Below are 16504 nucleotides of genomic sequence, written 5' to 3'. Positions count from 1 at the left end.
AGCATCGCTTCAGAGGCGGGTTCCGGAAGTCGCACCGAAGTCCCGCGGCCGGCCCGGCCACGATACCCGCCCGCCGGAGGAGTCGGGTGCCCGCCGATTTCGTCGGTGCTCAGCTGCGGCGAAAGACGCTTTCCACGGTCAGGCCGGCCGCCGCTGCCGCCGCGACGATCTCTGCCTCGAGCGGGAGGAGCGCCGCAGCTTGGGTGTCGCCGTCGATACTCAGGTCCACGCTCCATCCGTCGCGGACGTCGTCCCGGATGAGGCGGATCTCGACCAGGCCACCCTGGACCGGGACCGTCCGCCTTCCGAAGATCGCATCCTGATCATCGGTGAAGCGGCCCTCCGGGCTGAGGGCGAGACTCGTCCGTAACGAGTCCATGGGGGCCCGGTCGAGCGGGCCCGACAGCTTGTAGGCCACGGCACGGGAAAAGGCCATCGTGTCTCCTCAGAGTTCGATCTTCCAATCATCATCCCGGAAGTGCGCAGACATGCCGTTCTTCGAGGTAAGCGTCCTGTCCGGTGGACCGCCTCCGGGGAACACCGCCGGTGCGACCTCCCGGCCGGTGTTCGCCTCCTGGCTGCGGCGCCAGGCGCTCAGGTTGGGAAATGCGCGGTCCATCAGTTCCTTCGTGACGAAGTCGTACTTCGGATGGAAGAGACCAATGTCGGAATACTCCTCCTGCCGCAGTGCCTCGGCCCGCTCGACCATCTGGTCGGAGGAGAGCTGGACGTCGTAATCGCTGGGGTCCTCGCCCTCCACGCCCAGCCTGTTCATCGAATCGAAGGGGCGGCGCTGCGGCGGCGTTCCCTCGCCGATCCATTCGTCGTACCTCGCCTGGGCTTCTGGATTGCCGGCAAGGTCGTCCCGTGCGGGAAAGTCCTTGTGCCTGCCGGAGAAGAAGTGGGCCGATGAGCCCTGCAGCCGGGCGTCGACGCCGGCCGGGTCGATGCCATCGGCCCGGAGCGCGTCGCTGAGGGACGAGCGGAAATCGGTGTACTGCTCCGGGGTCATGCCGAGCGGGGCGCTCCGGTCCGACCAGTCCCGGACCTGGTCGGGCGCGATGCCCAGGAACACGCAGTCCTCCGGCGTCAACTGCCGGCCGGAGTCGTCGGCGGGGAGCAGGTCACGGACCTCGTCCCAGCCCGCTTCCTCGGCCCGGTCCTGCTCCGCGTCGACCTCGTCCCGGTGCTCGTCGGCGGTCGGGTGTTCGGCGGCGGTCTGGTGCTCGGCGTCGTCGGCCTGCTGCTCGACGGCTGCCTCGTCCGGGGCCGGGGCTGGGGGCAGTGCGTCGTTGTCGGGAGTCGGGCTCTCCCCCGGCTCGGGGTCCAGCCCCGGGCGGTCCGACGCGAACGGGTCGGGGACCGGCCGTTGCTGGTTCTCCGTCCAGGTGGTGTCCTCGGGTGGATTCCTCACCTCGTCCACGTTGTCGTCGAGGTCCGCGGCGGGCACGGGCTCCCGAGCCGTGGGGTCCTCGGCCGGCGGATCCTGCTCGTCGTGGGGAGGGCCGGTGTCCTCCGTCGTGTGAGAAGTGGCGTCCGGTGGCGGGCTCTGACCGTCGTTCTCCAGCGGAGGCGTGGTGTTCTGCGGGGTCTGGTCCGTCGGCTCGGCGTGGTCGGGGTCCGGGGCGAGCGGCTGCTCGCCCGCAGTCGCGGCCGGAGTCTCCTGCCCGGCCTCCGGGTCAGGCGCTGTCACTTGCTCCATGCCCACGGGCTCGGCCCCTTCTGGCGGCGAGGACTCCGGCGGCTGGGACTCCGGCGGCTGGGACTCCGGCGGCGGGGACTCCGACGGCAAGGAACCCGGCGGCGGGGACTCGGGGTCGGGGGCCGGCGGGCGATCGTCGCTCTCGCTTCCGTGGTTCGCTTCCGGATCTGGAGGGGCCTCCCGGTAGTCGGTCATCGTGCGCCGCCCTGCCCCGCGCGCATCAGGTGGTCGCGGTAGAGGCCTCGCCAGCGGCCGGTGTCTCCGCTGTACGCCTTGCCGAGCAGCGCCACGAACACGGCGATGCTCCAGTGCTGATCTCCGGGCGCCGCGCGGTGGGGACGGCTCTTGTCGCCCCACGACTCCAGCAGCTCGCCGGTGGCGTCCCACCACGCCGGCCGGTCGGCCGGAGCGGACGGCCACGTCTTCATGCGCTCCCGGAACGTGGTTACGTGGTCCGCGGCCGCGCGCTCCGCGGCGTACGCCAAGGAACAGCGCACCGGACAGATGCCGCAGGATGCCTGCGGTGCCATCGCTGCCGCGGCGGCGGGGTTGGTGGCCAGCCAGACGCGGTGCCGCCGGGTCAGCTCGTCATTGTCGGCCAGCGGCGCCTCGGGAAGCTCGCGCTCGGCGGCGTCGCGGGCTCGCACGTCGTCGACCGCTATCAACGCGGGCCGATCGAGGCGGGAGTGGAAGGCGAAGGCGGACATCTTCGGCAGGGCCCCCGCGTACGCCCGCTGGTCGTCGGAGAACCGCATGGTGTCGCCGATCAACTCGCGGTCCTCGGCCGACAACAACTGGTGCATCACCTTGAGGTTGGTGTTCTTGTACGCGTCCGGAATCAGTTTCGACGGCGACTGCTCGACGATCACCAGGCCCTCGCCGTACTTCCGGTTCTCCGCGAGAGTGTTGGCGAACGTCTCCGCCGCCCTGGCCTGCGCATCGCCCTGCCGGCCGTCGCCACCGGGCAAGGGTCGACCAAGCAGCCGGTGCGCCTCCTCGATGACTGTGACGTGGGCCAGCCGGGACCCTTCCCGGTGCGCCTTGTAGTGCTCGGTCATCGCGTTCAGTAGCAGTGCCATGACAAGCGCCTGCTCCTTGGTGTCGTCACCGATCGCGGCCATTTCGATCACCACGGGTCGACTGAGCAGTTCGGCGACCGGAAATGATCGGGCCGCGGAGAGGGTCGGGCCGCAGGCCCCCTCGGCCAATGATTCGGCGCGCAGGCGGGATGCCGCCAGGATGTTGGAGCGCACCTCACCGGAGTAGTCGAGGTCTTCGGTGACCGCGGTGATCGCCGTGACGAAGTCGGACAGTGCCGGCCACGTGTCGGACTCCTCGGCGATCTCCGCAAGATCGAAACCGGCTTGCTGGTACGTCTCCCGAAGCGCCCGCGCGTAGATCGCCGGAAGGGGATCCCAGAGCCCGAACGCGGCGTCGAAGCAGGCTCGCAGGTTGCCTGCGTGGGTGGCGATGCGGACCCCGAGCGGCACCTCGAACGGGTTGAGCCGCAGCGGCGCGGTGTGCTCGTCCCCGACCGTGAACACCAGCAGATCCTCGAAGCCGGGCAGGGTGGCCAGCCAGCGGTAGTCGTCGCGCTCGGCGTTGACCGGTTCCAGCACGGTGAACGGAATGCGGTGCTCCGCCCACAGTTGCCGCACGAACGACAGTGTCGAGTTGGTCTTGCCGGAGCCGGTGGTGCCGAGGAACAGAGCGTGCCGGTTCAGGTCGGTCAGTTCGACGCCGAGCGAGCCGGCGCCCGGCTGCCCGCCGAGGACCACGTACGGCCCTGCCGGGGTGTAGTCGGCGACCACGGCCGGCGTGCGCGTGCGGACCGGGAAGCGGGGTAGCGTGCCGTGCGGGGCGATCGGGAGCCGGAACGCAGCGGTGGCCTCCTCGGCGTCGACGATCCAGGTCAGCGGGTACAGCGCGGCGGTGGGCGGGGTGGCGCTGCGCCACACCGGGTGGCCGCCCCAGTCGACGAACGACAGCGACCCGAGATTGCGGGCGAAGATCTCCAACTGCGGGCCGGCCGGGCGTTCCAGGGCGTAGGTCGCCCCGGTCGCCCTGCTGGTCAGATAGGTCTCCGACTCGGCGCGCTCGCTGCGCGAGATGGTCGCGCCGATCGCCGACGGCAGGTCGTCGCCCAGCGGCTGCGGCGCGCAGACCGCCACCCGGATGCGGAACGCCGACCCCTGATAGCGGCGGCCCGCATCGGCGTAGATCTTCTCGGCGTCGACGGCGAACGCGTCCGGGGTGAGCTTGACCCGACCGCCGTACAGGCCGCCGTGGTGAAACTCGCCGTCGACCGCCAGCCGCTTGTAGTGCGAGGCGGAGAGCGCGATCGCCTGGTTCAGGGATCCGGGCACCGGCATCGGATCGAGCCCGACGGTGACCACCACCTGGTGCGGCAGGCTGGTGATCGCCCGCAGCAACGGCTCCCAGGACCGGGACGTGCCGGTGAACGGCTGCACCGCGAAGTAGTAGAGCACCCCGGCGTCCGGTCGCTGCGGCCTCTCCACCAGCACGCGTTTGCGTACCTCGACCGCCCCCGCCGGATGCGGGGGAAACGGCAGCAGCGCGGCGCGCAGACCGGTCTCGGTCAGCGGCGCCGTGAAGACGTGGCGCGGCGCGGCCATCAGGCGGCGCGCCGCGGCCTCGGCGGCCGCGCGGGCCGCCGCTTCGGTGACGCCCCTGACCAAGGTCAGCAGATACGCCTCGAGCGCACCCTTCTCCGGCCGCCACCACCAGCGCAACTCGAGCGGAGCCCCGCTGTGCTCGCCGAGCTGCGCGGCCAGGAACGTGACCTGTTCGGACACCGCCTTGGCGACCCGTTCCTGCTCCTTCAACTCGGCGTACTCGCGCAGCTCGGACAGATCGGCCGCAGCCTCGATCCGTACGCCGGTCCACGCCCAGACGCCGGTTGGCTCTGCGGCGACAAGCACGGCAGTCATCAGCGTCCCCCGTCATAGAAAACGTTGACGTTGCACATGAGACGACGATGCAACCACACCTCGCGATCCGGCGGCAACGACGGTCTGTGACCGGTCCGTATCTGGTGTACCGTTCCGGTCACTTCGAATGCCCGTCACGGGGGGACGATCGTTGATGGACTCAGCCGAGGCGGCAGCCACCAGCGTGTGCTTCCAGTGCGGCGGCAGTGTCACGGCCGCGCAGGGCTCCTGCCACTACTGCGGCATGCCGGTGCTTCCCGAACTGGTCGGTGCCGCGCCCGCGCGGGCGGTGTCCACTTCGGATTCGCCCGAGCGGACCGTCGCTCCCGTCGCGTCCACAGTGTCGCTTCCGCAGCAGACACTCACGCTCGGTGGCGAGGCTCCGCAACGGGGGATCGGCCGTAAGCCGGTGCTGATCGCGGTCGCCGCGGTCGGCGCCCTGGTCCTCCTGGCGACCGGGATCGCCGTGGTGTCGAGACTGGTCGCGGAAACCCCACGGTCGACGGTCGAGGCGTACTTTGACGCGCTCGGTGACGGTGACGCGGCTGGCGCCCTGAAGCTTGTGTACCGCGCAGCCGAGATCGACCCCTCGAGGTATCCGCTGCTCACCGCCGCCGGACTGGCCGACCGCGACGCCCGCCCCCGCGATGTCAAGGTCGGCGACGCCAAGGAGGCAGTCGGGCGGTACGACGAGGGCACCAGCACCGTCGACGTCACCTATCACGCCGGCGGCACCACTGTTGAGCAGACGATCCTGGTCACCGAGGCCGCGGACGGCGACGGTTACCATCTGTACGGTCCGTTCGTCCAGGTCGAACTGAGGAACACCCTCTCGCGAGCGGTCACGGTCAACGGCGTCGCACTGAGCGACGACACGCAGGACGAGGTGGTCGCCTTCCCGGGTGCGTTCAAGGCGGAGGCCGCCGCCAGCGCACTGTTCGCCGGTGCGAGCGTGACCGCGCCCCCGGCCGGCACCAGGCTGAAGTACACGGCAGTGCTCGACTTCGGCACGCCGCAGCTGGCGCCCGGTGTGCAGGAGCGGATCGATTCGTCGGTGAGGTCGGCGATCGACCAGTGCGCGGCCAGCACGGCGGCCTCCCCCAGCGGGTGCCCATTCCGCGCGGACATCTATGCCTGGAACGTGTCGGTGCGGTGGTCGGTAACGAGGTACCCGGCGATCTCGGTGGACACCGCGACGATCGGTCTACTCGGCAACGACGACCAGGTGTCGATCTCCGACGACGGTAGCGGCAGCGTGCACTGGACTGCGACCTACAGCGACTTCTCAGGCGTACAGCAGACCAAGAGCGGCGACACGGCCATCCACATCCGCGGCACCGCGCAGGCGTCCGGATCCGACATCCGGGTCACCCTGAACTGAACTCACACGAGTGGAGGATCTATGAGCATGCCCGGTGAGCCGCCGCGGCAATGGGCGACCGCCGGCCCCAGCAGCGGTGACGTCGCCTACCGTATGCAGGGGCTCCGGTACGGCGGGGTCGAACTCCCCCTCGACGAGTCGGTCCCGGCGATGGTCATCTTCCGGCTCTGGATCGGTGCGGCCGTGAGCGCGTTCGCCGTCTGGATGCTCTTCGCCTTCCTCGGCATTATGGTCGCGATCGGCTCTGAGTCGTCGTCACTCAGCGGCGACTCCGCGGCGAGTGGCCTGTTCTATCTCGCCTCGATCCTGTCCTTCGCGGTCTTCTGGGTGGTACTGCTCGCCTCCAAGGTCGACGAGCCGATCGCCGAGTGGAAAACCCTTGTGGAGGACCGGTATCAGGCGGCCGACTCGGCCTATGCGGCGATCTACGGGACACTGCGCCATCGCGGCTTCCCGCTGCACGCCAATGCCGTGCGCATCCGCAGCGACCTGCTGGCCCCCGAGACGGTCAACAACCGTCTGCTGATCCAGCATCGCAACTACAGCATCTACGTCTCGGTCTTCCCCTACGGAAGCAGCCTCTATCTGGGCTGGATGATGTGGCGCAGCCGCCGCGGCGGGGCCCTGATCGGCCACTTCGTCAAGGACCTGATCGGCGGCATGCTGGGTCGCACCGGTTCGATCAACCAGATGCTGCGCACGGAGTGGGTCCGGGCGATGCGCGAGGCGGTGCACGCCGCCGTCCGCGAGGGCGCCGAGGTCGCCATGCAGGGCGCCGTGGTGCCGCTGGCCGCCACGTTCGGCCAGGAAATCCCTGTGCAGGACTTGCGCGCGGGCTTTGCCGGGCAGGGCTACGGGCCGGCCCCGGGCGTCACCCCGACGCCGTCGTACACCCCGCCACCGGCCGCCCAGGCGCCGGCGCCCCGGCCACCCACCTGAGCGGTGCGTGCTGAACCGAGCGCGGCCATCCCGATCGGGGTGGCCGCGTTGGTGGTACTTGTGCCCGAGCAGCGAAAAGAGAGATCATCACGCATGCTCGACCCCTCCCCCGAGGACGACGGGACTGCACCGACCGTTTCCACGCCGCATTTCGTGGGTCGTGATCGGGAGATGGCGGCGCTTCGGGGCGCCCTGGCCCGGCCACCGGCGATCGTGCTGGTGGAGGGCGAGGCGGGGATCGGGAAGAGCCGACTGCTGCGCGAGTGGCTGGCCGCGCCGGAGAGGCGCAGCGCCCTGGTCTCGGTGTGCCCTCCGCTTCGCGAGTCGCTGACGCTGGGGCCGATCGTGGACGCGTTCCGTGCGATCGATCGACCGGTGTCGCAACTGCGGCTCACCGAGCTCGCGGGCGCGTTGCGGCCCCTGTTCCCGGAATGGTCCGCGGACCTGCCGCCCGCCCTGCCGCCCCTGGACGATGCGAAGGCGGCACGGCATCGCCTGTTCCGCGCCCTGGACGAGCTGCTGCGGGCGCTGCGTGTCGACGTTCTCGTGCTCGAGGACGCGCACTGGGCCGACGACGTGACCCTGGAGTTTCTGCTGTTCGTCAGCTCCCGACAGCAGACGGACGGGCCCAGCCTCGTCATCTCCTACCGGCCCGAGGAGGTGCACGACGGATCGCTGTTGCTGCGGCTGACGTCCCGGTTGCCCGCCGGCGTGACCCAGCTGAGGATCGCCCTGGCGCCCATGCGACCCGACGGCACGGCAGCGCTGGTGTCCTCGATGCTGGACGGCAACCCGATATCACCGGAGTTCACGACGTTCATGCACGAGCGGACCGGTGGCGTTCCGCTGGCCGTGGAGGAGTCGGTTCGCCTCATGTGCGACCGCGCCGACCTCGTCTTCCGGGGCGGACAGTGGGTGCGGCTGAAGCTGCGCGAGCTACAGGTGCCGCCAACGGTGCGCGACTCCACCCGGGAGCGGGTGGGTCGTCTGTCGCCGACGGCGCAGCAGGTGTTGCGTGCCGCGGCCACGTTGGTGGAGCGTTCATCGCTGGCCACGATCGCCGTGACGGCAGGTCTGTCACCGACTGCCTGCCGAGCCGCCGTCGCGGAGGCGGCCGGCGCCGGCGTCCTGGACGCGGACGACCGTGGCCGGTGGCGATTCCGACATGTGCTGGCCGCCACGGCTGTCTACGAAGCGATCCCGTTGACCGACCGCAGACATTTCCACCTGCTGGCCGGCCGGGCCCTGGAGGACATTCATCCGCCGCCCGTGGCACGCCTTGCCCACCACTTCCGCGAGGCGGGCGAGACGCAGTCCTGGGCGCGGTACGCCGAGCAGGGCGCCGAGCTGGCCATGGCCTCGGGTGACCACACCAAGGCTGTCGACCTGCTTGTCGATCTGATGTCGTGGGCCGTGCTGCCGCCGGTGGATCGGGCACGGGTCGCGCGCGTCGCCGGAGTCGCCGCACTGGGCCGTCGCGAACCGGTCGACGCGGTCTACCACCGCGTGATCCGTACCCTGCGCTCGGTGTTGGAGACCCCCGGTCTCTCCGCCCGCCAACAGGCGGAGATCCGCAATCCCCTGGGCCGGCTTCTGATCACCGGGGGTGAGGCGCAGGCCGCACTCAGCGAGCTGGAGCAGGCGGTGGCCAACCTCGATCACGATCCGGTCGAGGCCGCCCGGGCAATGACCTACCTCGGCTGGGCCTATGCGGGCCCGTGGCCGGCGTCGACGCATCGGCGCTGGCTGGATCGCGCCGCCGAGCTCGCCGCCGCGTTCGACTCTCCCGCGGAGCGGCTGAACCTGGCCGGCAACCGAGCCGCGGCGTTGCTCATGCTCGGCGAGGAGGAGGCCTGGGACGTCGTCGCGGACCTCCCCGTCGACGGCACGACCGCGGCGGAGCGTCTCGACGTGGCCCGCATCCACGCGAACGTCGGGACCGGCGCGCTGATCTGGGGCCGGTACGCCGCCGCCGAGGAGCACCTCAGCGTGGCCGAGCGCCTCGCCGAGGCCGAACAGGCGTCCCGATTGCAGCACAACGTTCGACTCGAACAGGCCAACCTGGCGTGGCTCACCGGTCGGTGGGAGGGTCTCGCGGAGCGGAGCGCGGCACTCGCCGATGCCGACCGCGACCGGCCGGCACACTACCTCGGCAGCATTCGCCTCGCTGCCCGGCTGGCAGCCGCGGCCGGACGGCGGCGCGCAGCGGAGGAGCAATTCCGGCTGGTCCTTGAGGAGTCTGCCCGTCTCGGCGCGGCCGACGACACGATGGAGGCCGCCGCCGCGCTGGCCAGACTGTGGCTGACGGACGGAAACAGCGGCCGGGCGCTGCAGATCACTGACGAGCCGATGGACACGGTCCGGAGAAAGGGCATCTGGATCTGGGCGACGGACCTCGTCCCCGCCCGGATCGAGGCGCACCTCGCCGCGGGCGACCGGAAGGCCGCGACACGCCTGAGCGACCAGTTCGCCAGAGGACTGCGCGGCCGTACGGCGCCCGCGCCTCGCGCGGCGCTCGCCGTGTGCCGTGCCCTGCTGCTTTCCGCGGTCGGAGACCACGCCCGCGCGGCGACGGCATGGGATCGGGCGGCACGCGCCTGGGGCGCGTTGCCGCGCCCCTACGACGCCATGCTCGCCCGCGAGCGTCACGCCGAGGCGCTCATCGCGGACGGCCGGCTCGACCAGGGCCGCGAGCTGCTGGCGGCACAGTACGAGCAGCTGTTCCGGCTCGGCGCCCGCGGCGATGCGGACCGTGTCGCGCAGCGGCTTCGCGAACACGGCGCCGACGTCCCGCGACTGTGGCGCGGCGGCCGACGCGGGTACGGCGACCAGCTCTCACCTCGCGAGCTCGACGTCGTCCAACTGGTCGTCGCCGGTAAGACGAACCGGGAGATCAGCCGGATCCTGGCCAAGTCGCCGGCCACCGTGGATCAGCAGCTGCGTGCGGCGATGCGCAAGTTGAAGGTGAGCTCCCGGACCGCGCTCGCGGTCAAGGCGGTGGAGGCCGGCGTGTTCGCCGAAGAGGCGTCCCGCGACGACGCTTCATGAATATTGACGTATCCGCTGGATAGCGAAGGTCACTCGTCCCGCCGAGCATGAGTCCATGATCCATAGCCATTGGGCGATGCATGCCTGAGCGACCTGTCTCGCACGACGACTCCGCCGCCGAGCACCAGCCGCCTCTCGTGCTGTCCCCCGAGCCGGGTGACAGCGCCCGCGACGCCTCCGACGCCCACGACGCCGACGCCCGCGAGAGCCACGACCCCTACCAACCCCTGTAGGCGGAAGGACCCCCATGAGACTCAAACCCCTCGCGGCAACACTTGCCGTAGCGGTCGGCCTGAGCATGATCCAGGCACCACCGGCGTCCGCCGCGGAGCCTGACCCAGGCCCCGCCAGCAAGATCGCCCCGAATCTGAAGGACCGCTTCCGCGCGCAACCACAGTCCGACTTCTGGATCACGTTCGAGACGGGAGCCGACCTCGCGCCGGCGAAGAAGGTCGCCGACTGGACCGCTCGTGGTCAGTTCGTCTACGACGCGCTGAACACGGCAGCGAAGAAGTCCCTGGCGTCCGTCTCGACCGACCTCGACCGGGCCGGCGTCACGTACACCTCCTACCCGATCGCGAACGCCGTGCTCGTCAAGGGTGGCACCGAGAAGCTCGCCCTCAACGTGGCCTCGAAGGTGCAGGTCGCCGAGATCCACGCGACGCCGCAGGTCGCGCTTGTCGAGCCCGTTGACGAGAAGATCCCCACCGACCAGGCTGCCCGACCCGCCGCCGGAAAGAAGGCGGCCGAGGCGGGCACCTCCACGTGGGGTCTGGACGCCATCCACGCTCCCGAGGCGTGGGCCATGGGGGCCACCGGCGCGGGCATCACCGTGTCCAACCTCGACTCGGGTGTCCAGTTCGACCACCCCGCCCTCATGCACCAGTACCGGGGCACGAAGCCCGACGGCACCGTCGACCACAACTACAACTGGATGGCCACCCGGGGTACGTGCGCGGGAACACCGTGCGACGACAACGGACACGGCACGCACACCATGGGCACCATGGTCGGTGACGACGGCACCAACCACGTCGGCGTCGCGCCGGACGCGCAGTGGATCGCGACGAACGGCTGCTGCGACAGCACCGGCGTCGAGTCGCTGCTGCGGTCCGGCTGGTGGCTGCTCGCCCCGACCGACCTCCAGGGCAACAACCCCGACCCGTCCAAGCGCCCCCACGTCATCAACAACTCGTGGGGCCAGACCGTCGAGCACAACTTCGACGACTTCTTCCAGGCCATCGACGAGGCATGGAGCGCGGCCGGCATGTTCAGCGTCTGGTCGTCGGGCAACACCACCCCGTACGCGGACTGTGACACCGTCTCCTCGCCCGGCTCCGCCACGAGCGCCTACTCGGTCGGCGCCTACTCGTCGGACGGCACGCTCGCGCCGTTCTCCCGCAAGGGCGAGGGCGAGGGCGGCCGGATCAAGCCCGAGATCTCCGCCCCGGGTGACCTCGTCCGCTCGTCCTATCCGAACAACAGTTACGTCGAGATGTCCGGTACGTCGATGGCGGCACCGCACGTCGCCGGCGCCGTCGCCGCGCTCTGGAGCTACGACCCGACCCTGATCGGGCAGGTCGAGGAGACCCGACGCCTGCTCGGCGAGTCGGCCGTCGACGTCGACGACACCGAGTGCGGCGGCACCGCCGAGATCAACAACAAGTACGGCGAGGGTCGGCTCGACCTCGTCCGCCTGCTGAAGCTCGCGCCGCGCAAGGGCGGCACCCTCACCGGTGTCGTCACCGCCGACGGCGCTCCGGTCCCCGCAGCCGACGTGACGATCAGCGGGCCGTTCAGCCGGTCGATCGGCACCGACAAGGCCGGCCGGTTCACGACGAACCTCCCGGCCGGCGACTACCAGCTCAGCACCAGGGTCTTCGGCTACCTGACCGCGACCGCCAAGGTCACGATCACCCTCGGCCAGGACACCGCCGTCACGCTGCCGCTCACCGCCGCCGTTAAGCACGACATCAGCGGCAGGGTCGTCGACGACAAGAAGCAGCCCGTCCCGAACGCGGACGTCTCCGTCACGGACACACCGCTGAAGCCGGTACGCACGGACGCCAACGGCGCGTTCACGATCACCGCAGTGCCCGAGGGCGCGTACAAGCTGACCGTCAAGCCCAACGCCTGCTTCTCGCCCACGACCGTCGCGCTGACCGTCGGCGCGCAGAACCCGTCGGCCGAGATCCCGGTCGGGCTCGTCGTCGACAAGGGTGGCTACAGCTGTGCCGTCTCCGACGGCGAATACCTGCGCGGCACCGACCCGGTCACGTTCGGCAGTGGCGTGTGGGCCACGGTGCAGCTGCCGTTCCCGATCGCGCTCTACAACGGCAGCCACGACAGCCTCGGCATCGGCCTGCGCGGCGTGATCGCCCCGGACGGCGCCACCGGCCCCGGCTACGGCGGTGCGGGCATCTTCCCGTTCTACGTCGAGACCCCCGTCGAGTTCGCGCCCGGTGGAGGCGTCTTCACGGCAACCACCAAGGTCAACGGTGAGGACGCGTTCGTCGTCGAGTACCGCAACGCCAAGCTCTGGGCCTATCCGGACCGGACCGAGTACACCGAGCCGGTCAGCTTCTCGGCCACGCTCACCCGCTCCGGCACGGTGATCTTCGGCTACGGCGACGGCGTCGGGTCCGACGACCCGGTGACCGCCGGCGCGCACGCCGTCACCGGCATCCAGGGCTGGGCCGGCGTCGACGGCATCCGGTTCTCCGACAAGGCCCCGGTGCTGCGCGACGGGATGGTCGTCACCTACGACATGCCTGATTTCGGGTACCTCGACGCGACAGTCGTCGACAAGAACGACGGGCAGCCGGTGGCCGGCGCCAAGGTCTCCTTCAGCAACAAGAACGGCCTGGTCGAGACCGTCACGACCAACGGGACCGGCGTCGTGCATCGCCAGCTTCCGGTCGGCGGCTACACGATGACCGTCGACGCGCCGAACTACACGACCGCGGCGTACCCCTTCTCGCTCAAGAAGCTCTACGCCAAGGCCACGATCGACGCGCGTCTGACCACTGGCGTCGCCGGCTTGAAGGCCGACGGCCTCGACGCGCTGCTGGGCACCGACCAGAACGGCGTGGGCTCGCTGACGCTCACCAACAACGGCTCCGCCCCCCTCACGTACGACCTGGGCGAGGCCGCGCGGCACCCCGAGCTCGACGGCGCCGACGCCACCGAGCGCAGCGGGAAGGGCGCGGCCAGCACGATCGACCTCGCCGCCTGGAAGGCCGGCGCGAGCGGCATGAAGCCGTCGAACGTCGACGGCAAGGCCGCGACGGCGAGCGCCGCGGAGGCACAGGCGGCAGCCAAGGTCGGTCCGACCTCCGGCGGTGACGTCATCACCCGGATCGCCATCCCCGGCACGATCGCCGAGAAGGAGCCGTCCGGCATCGGGTACGACGGCGACGTCTGGGTCCACGACTACAACGCGCGGACCAACACCGCCTACGCGGTGACGGGCAAGAAGACCGGGAAGGTCTTCGACGCCTCGTGGAACCCCGATTACCGGGCGTTCGACATGGCGCTCGACACCAAGACCGGTGACATGTGCCAGATGGAGGACAGCCCGGCCAGCTACATCCACTGCTTCAACACCGACACCGGGAAGGAGACGAGGCAGATCAAGGGTGACTGGTCCACGCTGCAGCTGACCGGGCTCGCCTACAACCCGGCCCGGGACGTGTTCTACGTCGGCGGCCGGGCGAACGGCATGATCGGCACCGTCGCCGGTACGTCGCACGACAACCCGGGCGCGCTGCTGTCCTTCTGCACCCCGCCGCTGCCCGAGGTGATGGGCCTCGCCTACAACCAGGCGTCCGACACCATCTGGTACACCGACCTCACCTCGAACCGGCCCACCCGCCTGCTCCAGGTCGACCCCGACGACTGCTCGCTTGTGAACGCGTGGTGGTTCCCCGGGCAGAAGGCGGGCCAGGGCGGTGGCCTCGAGACCGACTCGACAGGTGCGCTGTGGGCGGCGGACCAGGTCGCCGACGACGTCGTGCTCGTCGACGTCGAGGACGACCTGCTCACCGACCTGCCGTGGCTGTCGCTCTCCTCGACCGGTGGCACCCTCGCCCCGGGTCAGTCGACGACGGTCAAGGTCTCGATCTCGTCGAAGGGCGCCAAGCCCGGAGTCCTCGGCGCGAACATCGTGGTGCGGTCCGACTCCGGACGCCAGTCCAAGACCTACGTCCCGGTGACGCTCACGACCACGAACTACCAGGTGGGCATCAACGCCGGCGGCCCGAAGTTCACCGACGGCTCCGGCTACACCTGGTCGGCCGACCAGCCCGCCGGCAGGAAGGCGTGGGGCTACGAGGGGAAGACCAAGGTCGCCGCCACGAACGCCGGGATCGCCGGCACGACTGACGACGCCCTGTTCCAGTCGCAGCGCACCACGGCGGACAAGCAACTGTTCTACAGGTTCCCCGACGCGCCCAAGGGCACCTACGCGGTCGACCTCGGGTTCGCCGAGATCGACAAGGTGGCCAAGGGGAAGCGCGTGTTCGACGTCGTCGTGGACGGGGCGCTGACGGACTACGCGCACGACACGGCCGCAGCCGTGGGGCCGAACGCCGCCGACTGGCGTAGGGCTGTCGTGCAGCACGAGGGTGGTCCGCTGACCGTGGAGCTGCGGGGCTCGAAGGGATTGAAGGCCCCGAGCATCGCCGCGCTGCGGGTGACGCGCGACCCGCGCGCGGACGCGGTGGAGCCGGACCCCGAGCCCGAGCAGCCGGCACCGGGTCCCGTACCGGTGGCGCCCGCCGGTCGCTCATACGCGATGAAGGTGACCGACGGGCTCTACCGCCAGGGCACGCAGGAGTCCGGGTGGCACGGTGACGACCTCTGCGGCGTGCTGTGGTTCGACTCCAGCTTCGTCTTCCCGTTCTACGACACGGCCTGGGACGGCGTGTGCGTGACGACGAACGGCACGCTGGCCTTCGACCGCGCCAGCACGTCGGGGAGCAACACGGCACTGCCGTCGCCGTACCCGATCGACGCGATCTATCCGCTCTGGGACGACCTCATCGTCGACGACGAGGCGGGCATCTACTACGGCACGACGACCGTGGACGGGCTGGCGGCGCAGGTCATCGAGTGGCGCAACGTGGCCTTCTACGGTGACCCGACCGCCCGCGTGAGCTTCTCGGTCACCCTGATCGCGGACGGACGGATCCAGATCGGGTACGCCGACGGCGTCGGCGGCGACAACCCCCTCACCAAGGGCTCCTCGGCGACTGTCGGGGTGGAGAGCCTGACCCGCAACCCCGCCGGCCAGTTCTCCTTCGACCAGCCCGCGCTGAAGGCCGGTCTGGGCCTGGAGTACACCCTCCCGTCCGCCGGCACGATCGAGGGCACGGTCACCGACAAGAACGACGGCAAGCCGATCGCGGACGCGGTCGTCACGCTCAAGGGGCCGAACGGCGAACGGGTCATCACTGTCGACGAAAAGGGCCGCTGGAAGACCCAGGCGCTGGTCGGCGAGAACACCGTGCAGGTCGAGGCGCCGAACTACGTCACCGCCAGCCACCCGGTGACCATCACGAAGAAGGACCAGGCCGAGGTGGTCGACACGGCGCTGACCACGGGCATCGCCACCGTCACCGGAGCTGACCTCGACTGGCTCCTGGACAAGAACCAGAAGGCGACTGCCGACGTGACGGTCACCAACACCGGCTCCGCCCCGCTCGACGTGCGGATCAGCGAGCAGGCACGCACCAGCGACGGCGGACACGAGGCCGCCGACCTGCCGTGGCTGACCCTCACGGGCGCGGCCGCGACGGGCACGGTCACGCTGGCGGCCGGCACGTCCACCACGGTCACGGTGACGGCGGACAACGCCGGCAGCAAGCCCGGCGTGCTCGTCGGGGACGTGCTCGTGGCATCGAACGCCGGCAAGGGCGAGGCCCAGCTCAAGCCGGTCCGCCTGGCGACGTCCGCCTACTGGAAGGGCGTCGACGCGGGCGGGTCGGGGTACGTCGATTCCGACGGCTTCTTCTGGGCGCCCGACCAGGCGCTCGGCTCGCGGCCCTGGGGCCACGTCGGCGGGAAGGTGAACACCACCAGGGCCGACATCGCCGGCACCGAGGACGACGCGCTGTTCCGCACCCAGCGGACCGGCCAGACGTTCACCTACGTGTTCAAGAACGCCCCCGCCGGCACGTACCGGATCGGCCTCGACTTCGCGGAGATCGAGAAGGTCAAGGCCGGCAAGCGCGCCTTCGATGTGCTCGCCGACGGCAAGGTCGTGCTCTACGACCACGACGTGCAGGCGACTGTGGGCGCGTTGACCGCGGACACGAACACGGTCACCGTCGAGCACGCCGGCGGCGATCTGACGATCGAGCTTCGCCGCGACAAGGGAGAGAGCGACCCGATCCTCAACGCCCTGAAGGTTCAGCAGGACCCGCGCCTCTGAGCTGACCGACGATTCACCAGCAGTGGTCAGAGCCTCCCCGGGAAGAAGCT

General features: G+C 70.3%; 8 protein-coding genes. 5 read left to right on the top strand and 3 right to left on the bottom strand.

Features of this window, described 5'->3' with window-relative positions:
• Window positions 1–109: 109 nt before the first annotated feature.
• The 3 genes from AB0K10_RS15515 to AB0K10_RS15505 all read right to left on the bottom strand — a co-directional run bounded on the left by AB0K10_RS15515 (window position 110) and on the right by AB0K10_RS15505 (window position 4653).
• Complete coding sequence (locus AB0K10_RS15515) at window positions 110–436, bottom strand: hypothetical protein (RefSeq protein WP_363683826.1); 327 nt, start codon at window positions 434–436, stop codon at window positions 110–112.
• 9 nt (window positions 437–445) lie between these two features.
• Entirely contained in the window at window positions 446–1702 is a 1257-nt protein-coding gene (locus tag AB0K10_RS15510; protein ID WP_363683824.1) for a hypothetical protein, read from the bottom strand.
• A 191-nt stretch (window positions 1703–1893) separates the two neighbouring features.
• Window positions 1894–4653: a hypothetical protein gene (locus tag AB0K10_RS15505; RefSeq protein ID WP_363683822.1), complete on the bottom strand. Its 2760-nt coding sequence runs from the start codon at window positions 4651–4653 to the stop codon at window positions 1894–1896.
• A gap of 154 nt (window positions 4654–4807) precedes the next feature.
• Here AB0K10_RS15505 and AB0K10_RS15500 point away from each other — a divergent pair, with 154 nt between their 5' ends.
• From AB0K10_RS15500 to AB0K10_RS15480, 5 genes are all read left to right on the top strand, one after another.
• On the top strand, window positions 4808–6034 hold the full coding sequence (locus AB0K10_RS15500) for a hypothetical protein (protein WP_363683820.1): 1227 nt from the start codon (window positions 4808–4810) through the stop codon (window positions 6032–6034).
• A 27-nt stretch (window positions 6035–6061) separates the two neighbouring features.
• On the top strand, window positions 6062–6973 hold the full coding sequence (locus AB0K10_RS15495; protein WP_363683818.1) for an adhesin: 912 nt from the start codon (window positions 6062–6064) through the stop codon (window positions 6971–6973).
• Between the two features lie 93 nt (window positions 6974–7066).
• The gene (locus AB0K10_RS15490) at window positions 7067–10021 is read left to right on the top strand and encodes an AAA family ATPase (protein WP_363683816.1); all 2955 of its coding nucleotides are present in this window, start codon (window positions 7067–7069) and stop codon (window positions 10019–10021) included.
• Window positions 10022–10101: 80 nt separating this feature from the next.
• Entirely contained in the window at window positions 10102–10254 is a 153-nt protein-coding gene (locus AB0K10_RS15485; RefSeq protein WP_363683814.1) for a hypothetical protein, read from the top strand.
• A gap of 14 nt (window positions 10255–10268) precedes the next feature.
• A complete protein-coding gene (locus AB0K10_RS15480; RefSeq protein WP_363683812.1) occupies window positions 10269–16454 on the top strand; it encodes a S8 family serine peptidase in 6186 nt (2061 codons plus the stop codon).
• The last annotated feature ends 50 nt before the right edge of the window (window positions 16455–16504 follow it).

It is taken from the genome of Micromonospora sp. NPDC049274, from assembly GCF_040678875.1.
Classification (GTDB): Bacteria; Actinomycetota; Actinomycetes; order Mycobacteriales; family Micromonosporaceae; genus Micromonospora.
The sequence above is the reverse complement of the archived record's forward strand: the minus strand, read 5'-3'. Positions and strand labels throughout refer to the sequence as shown.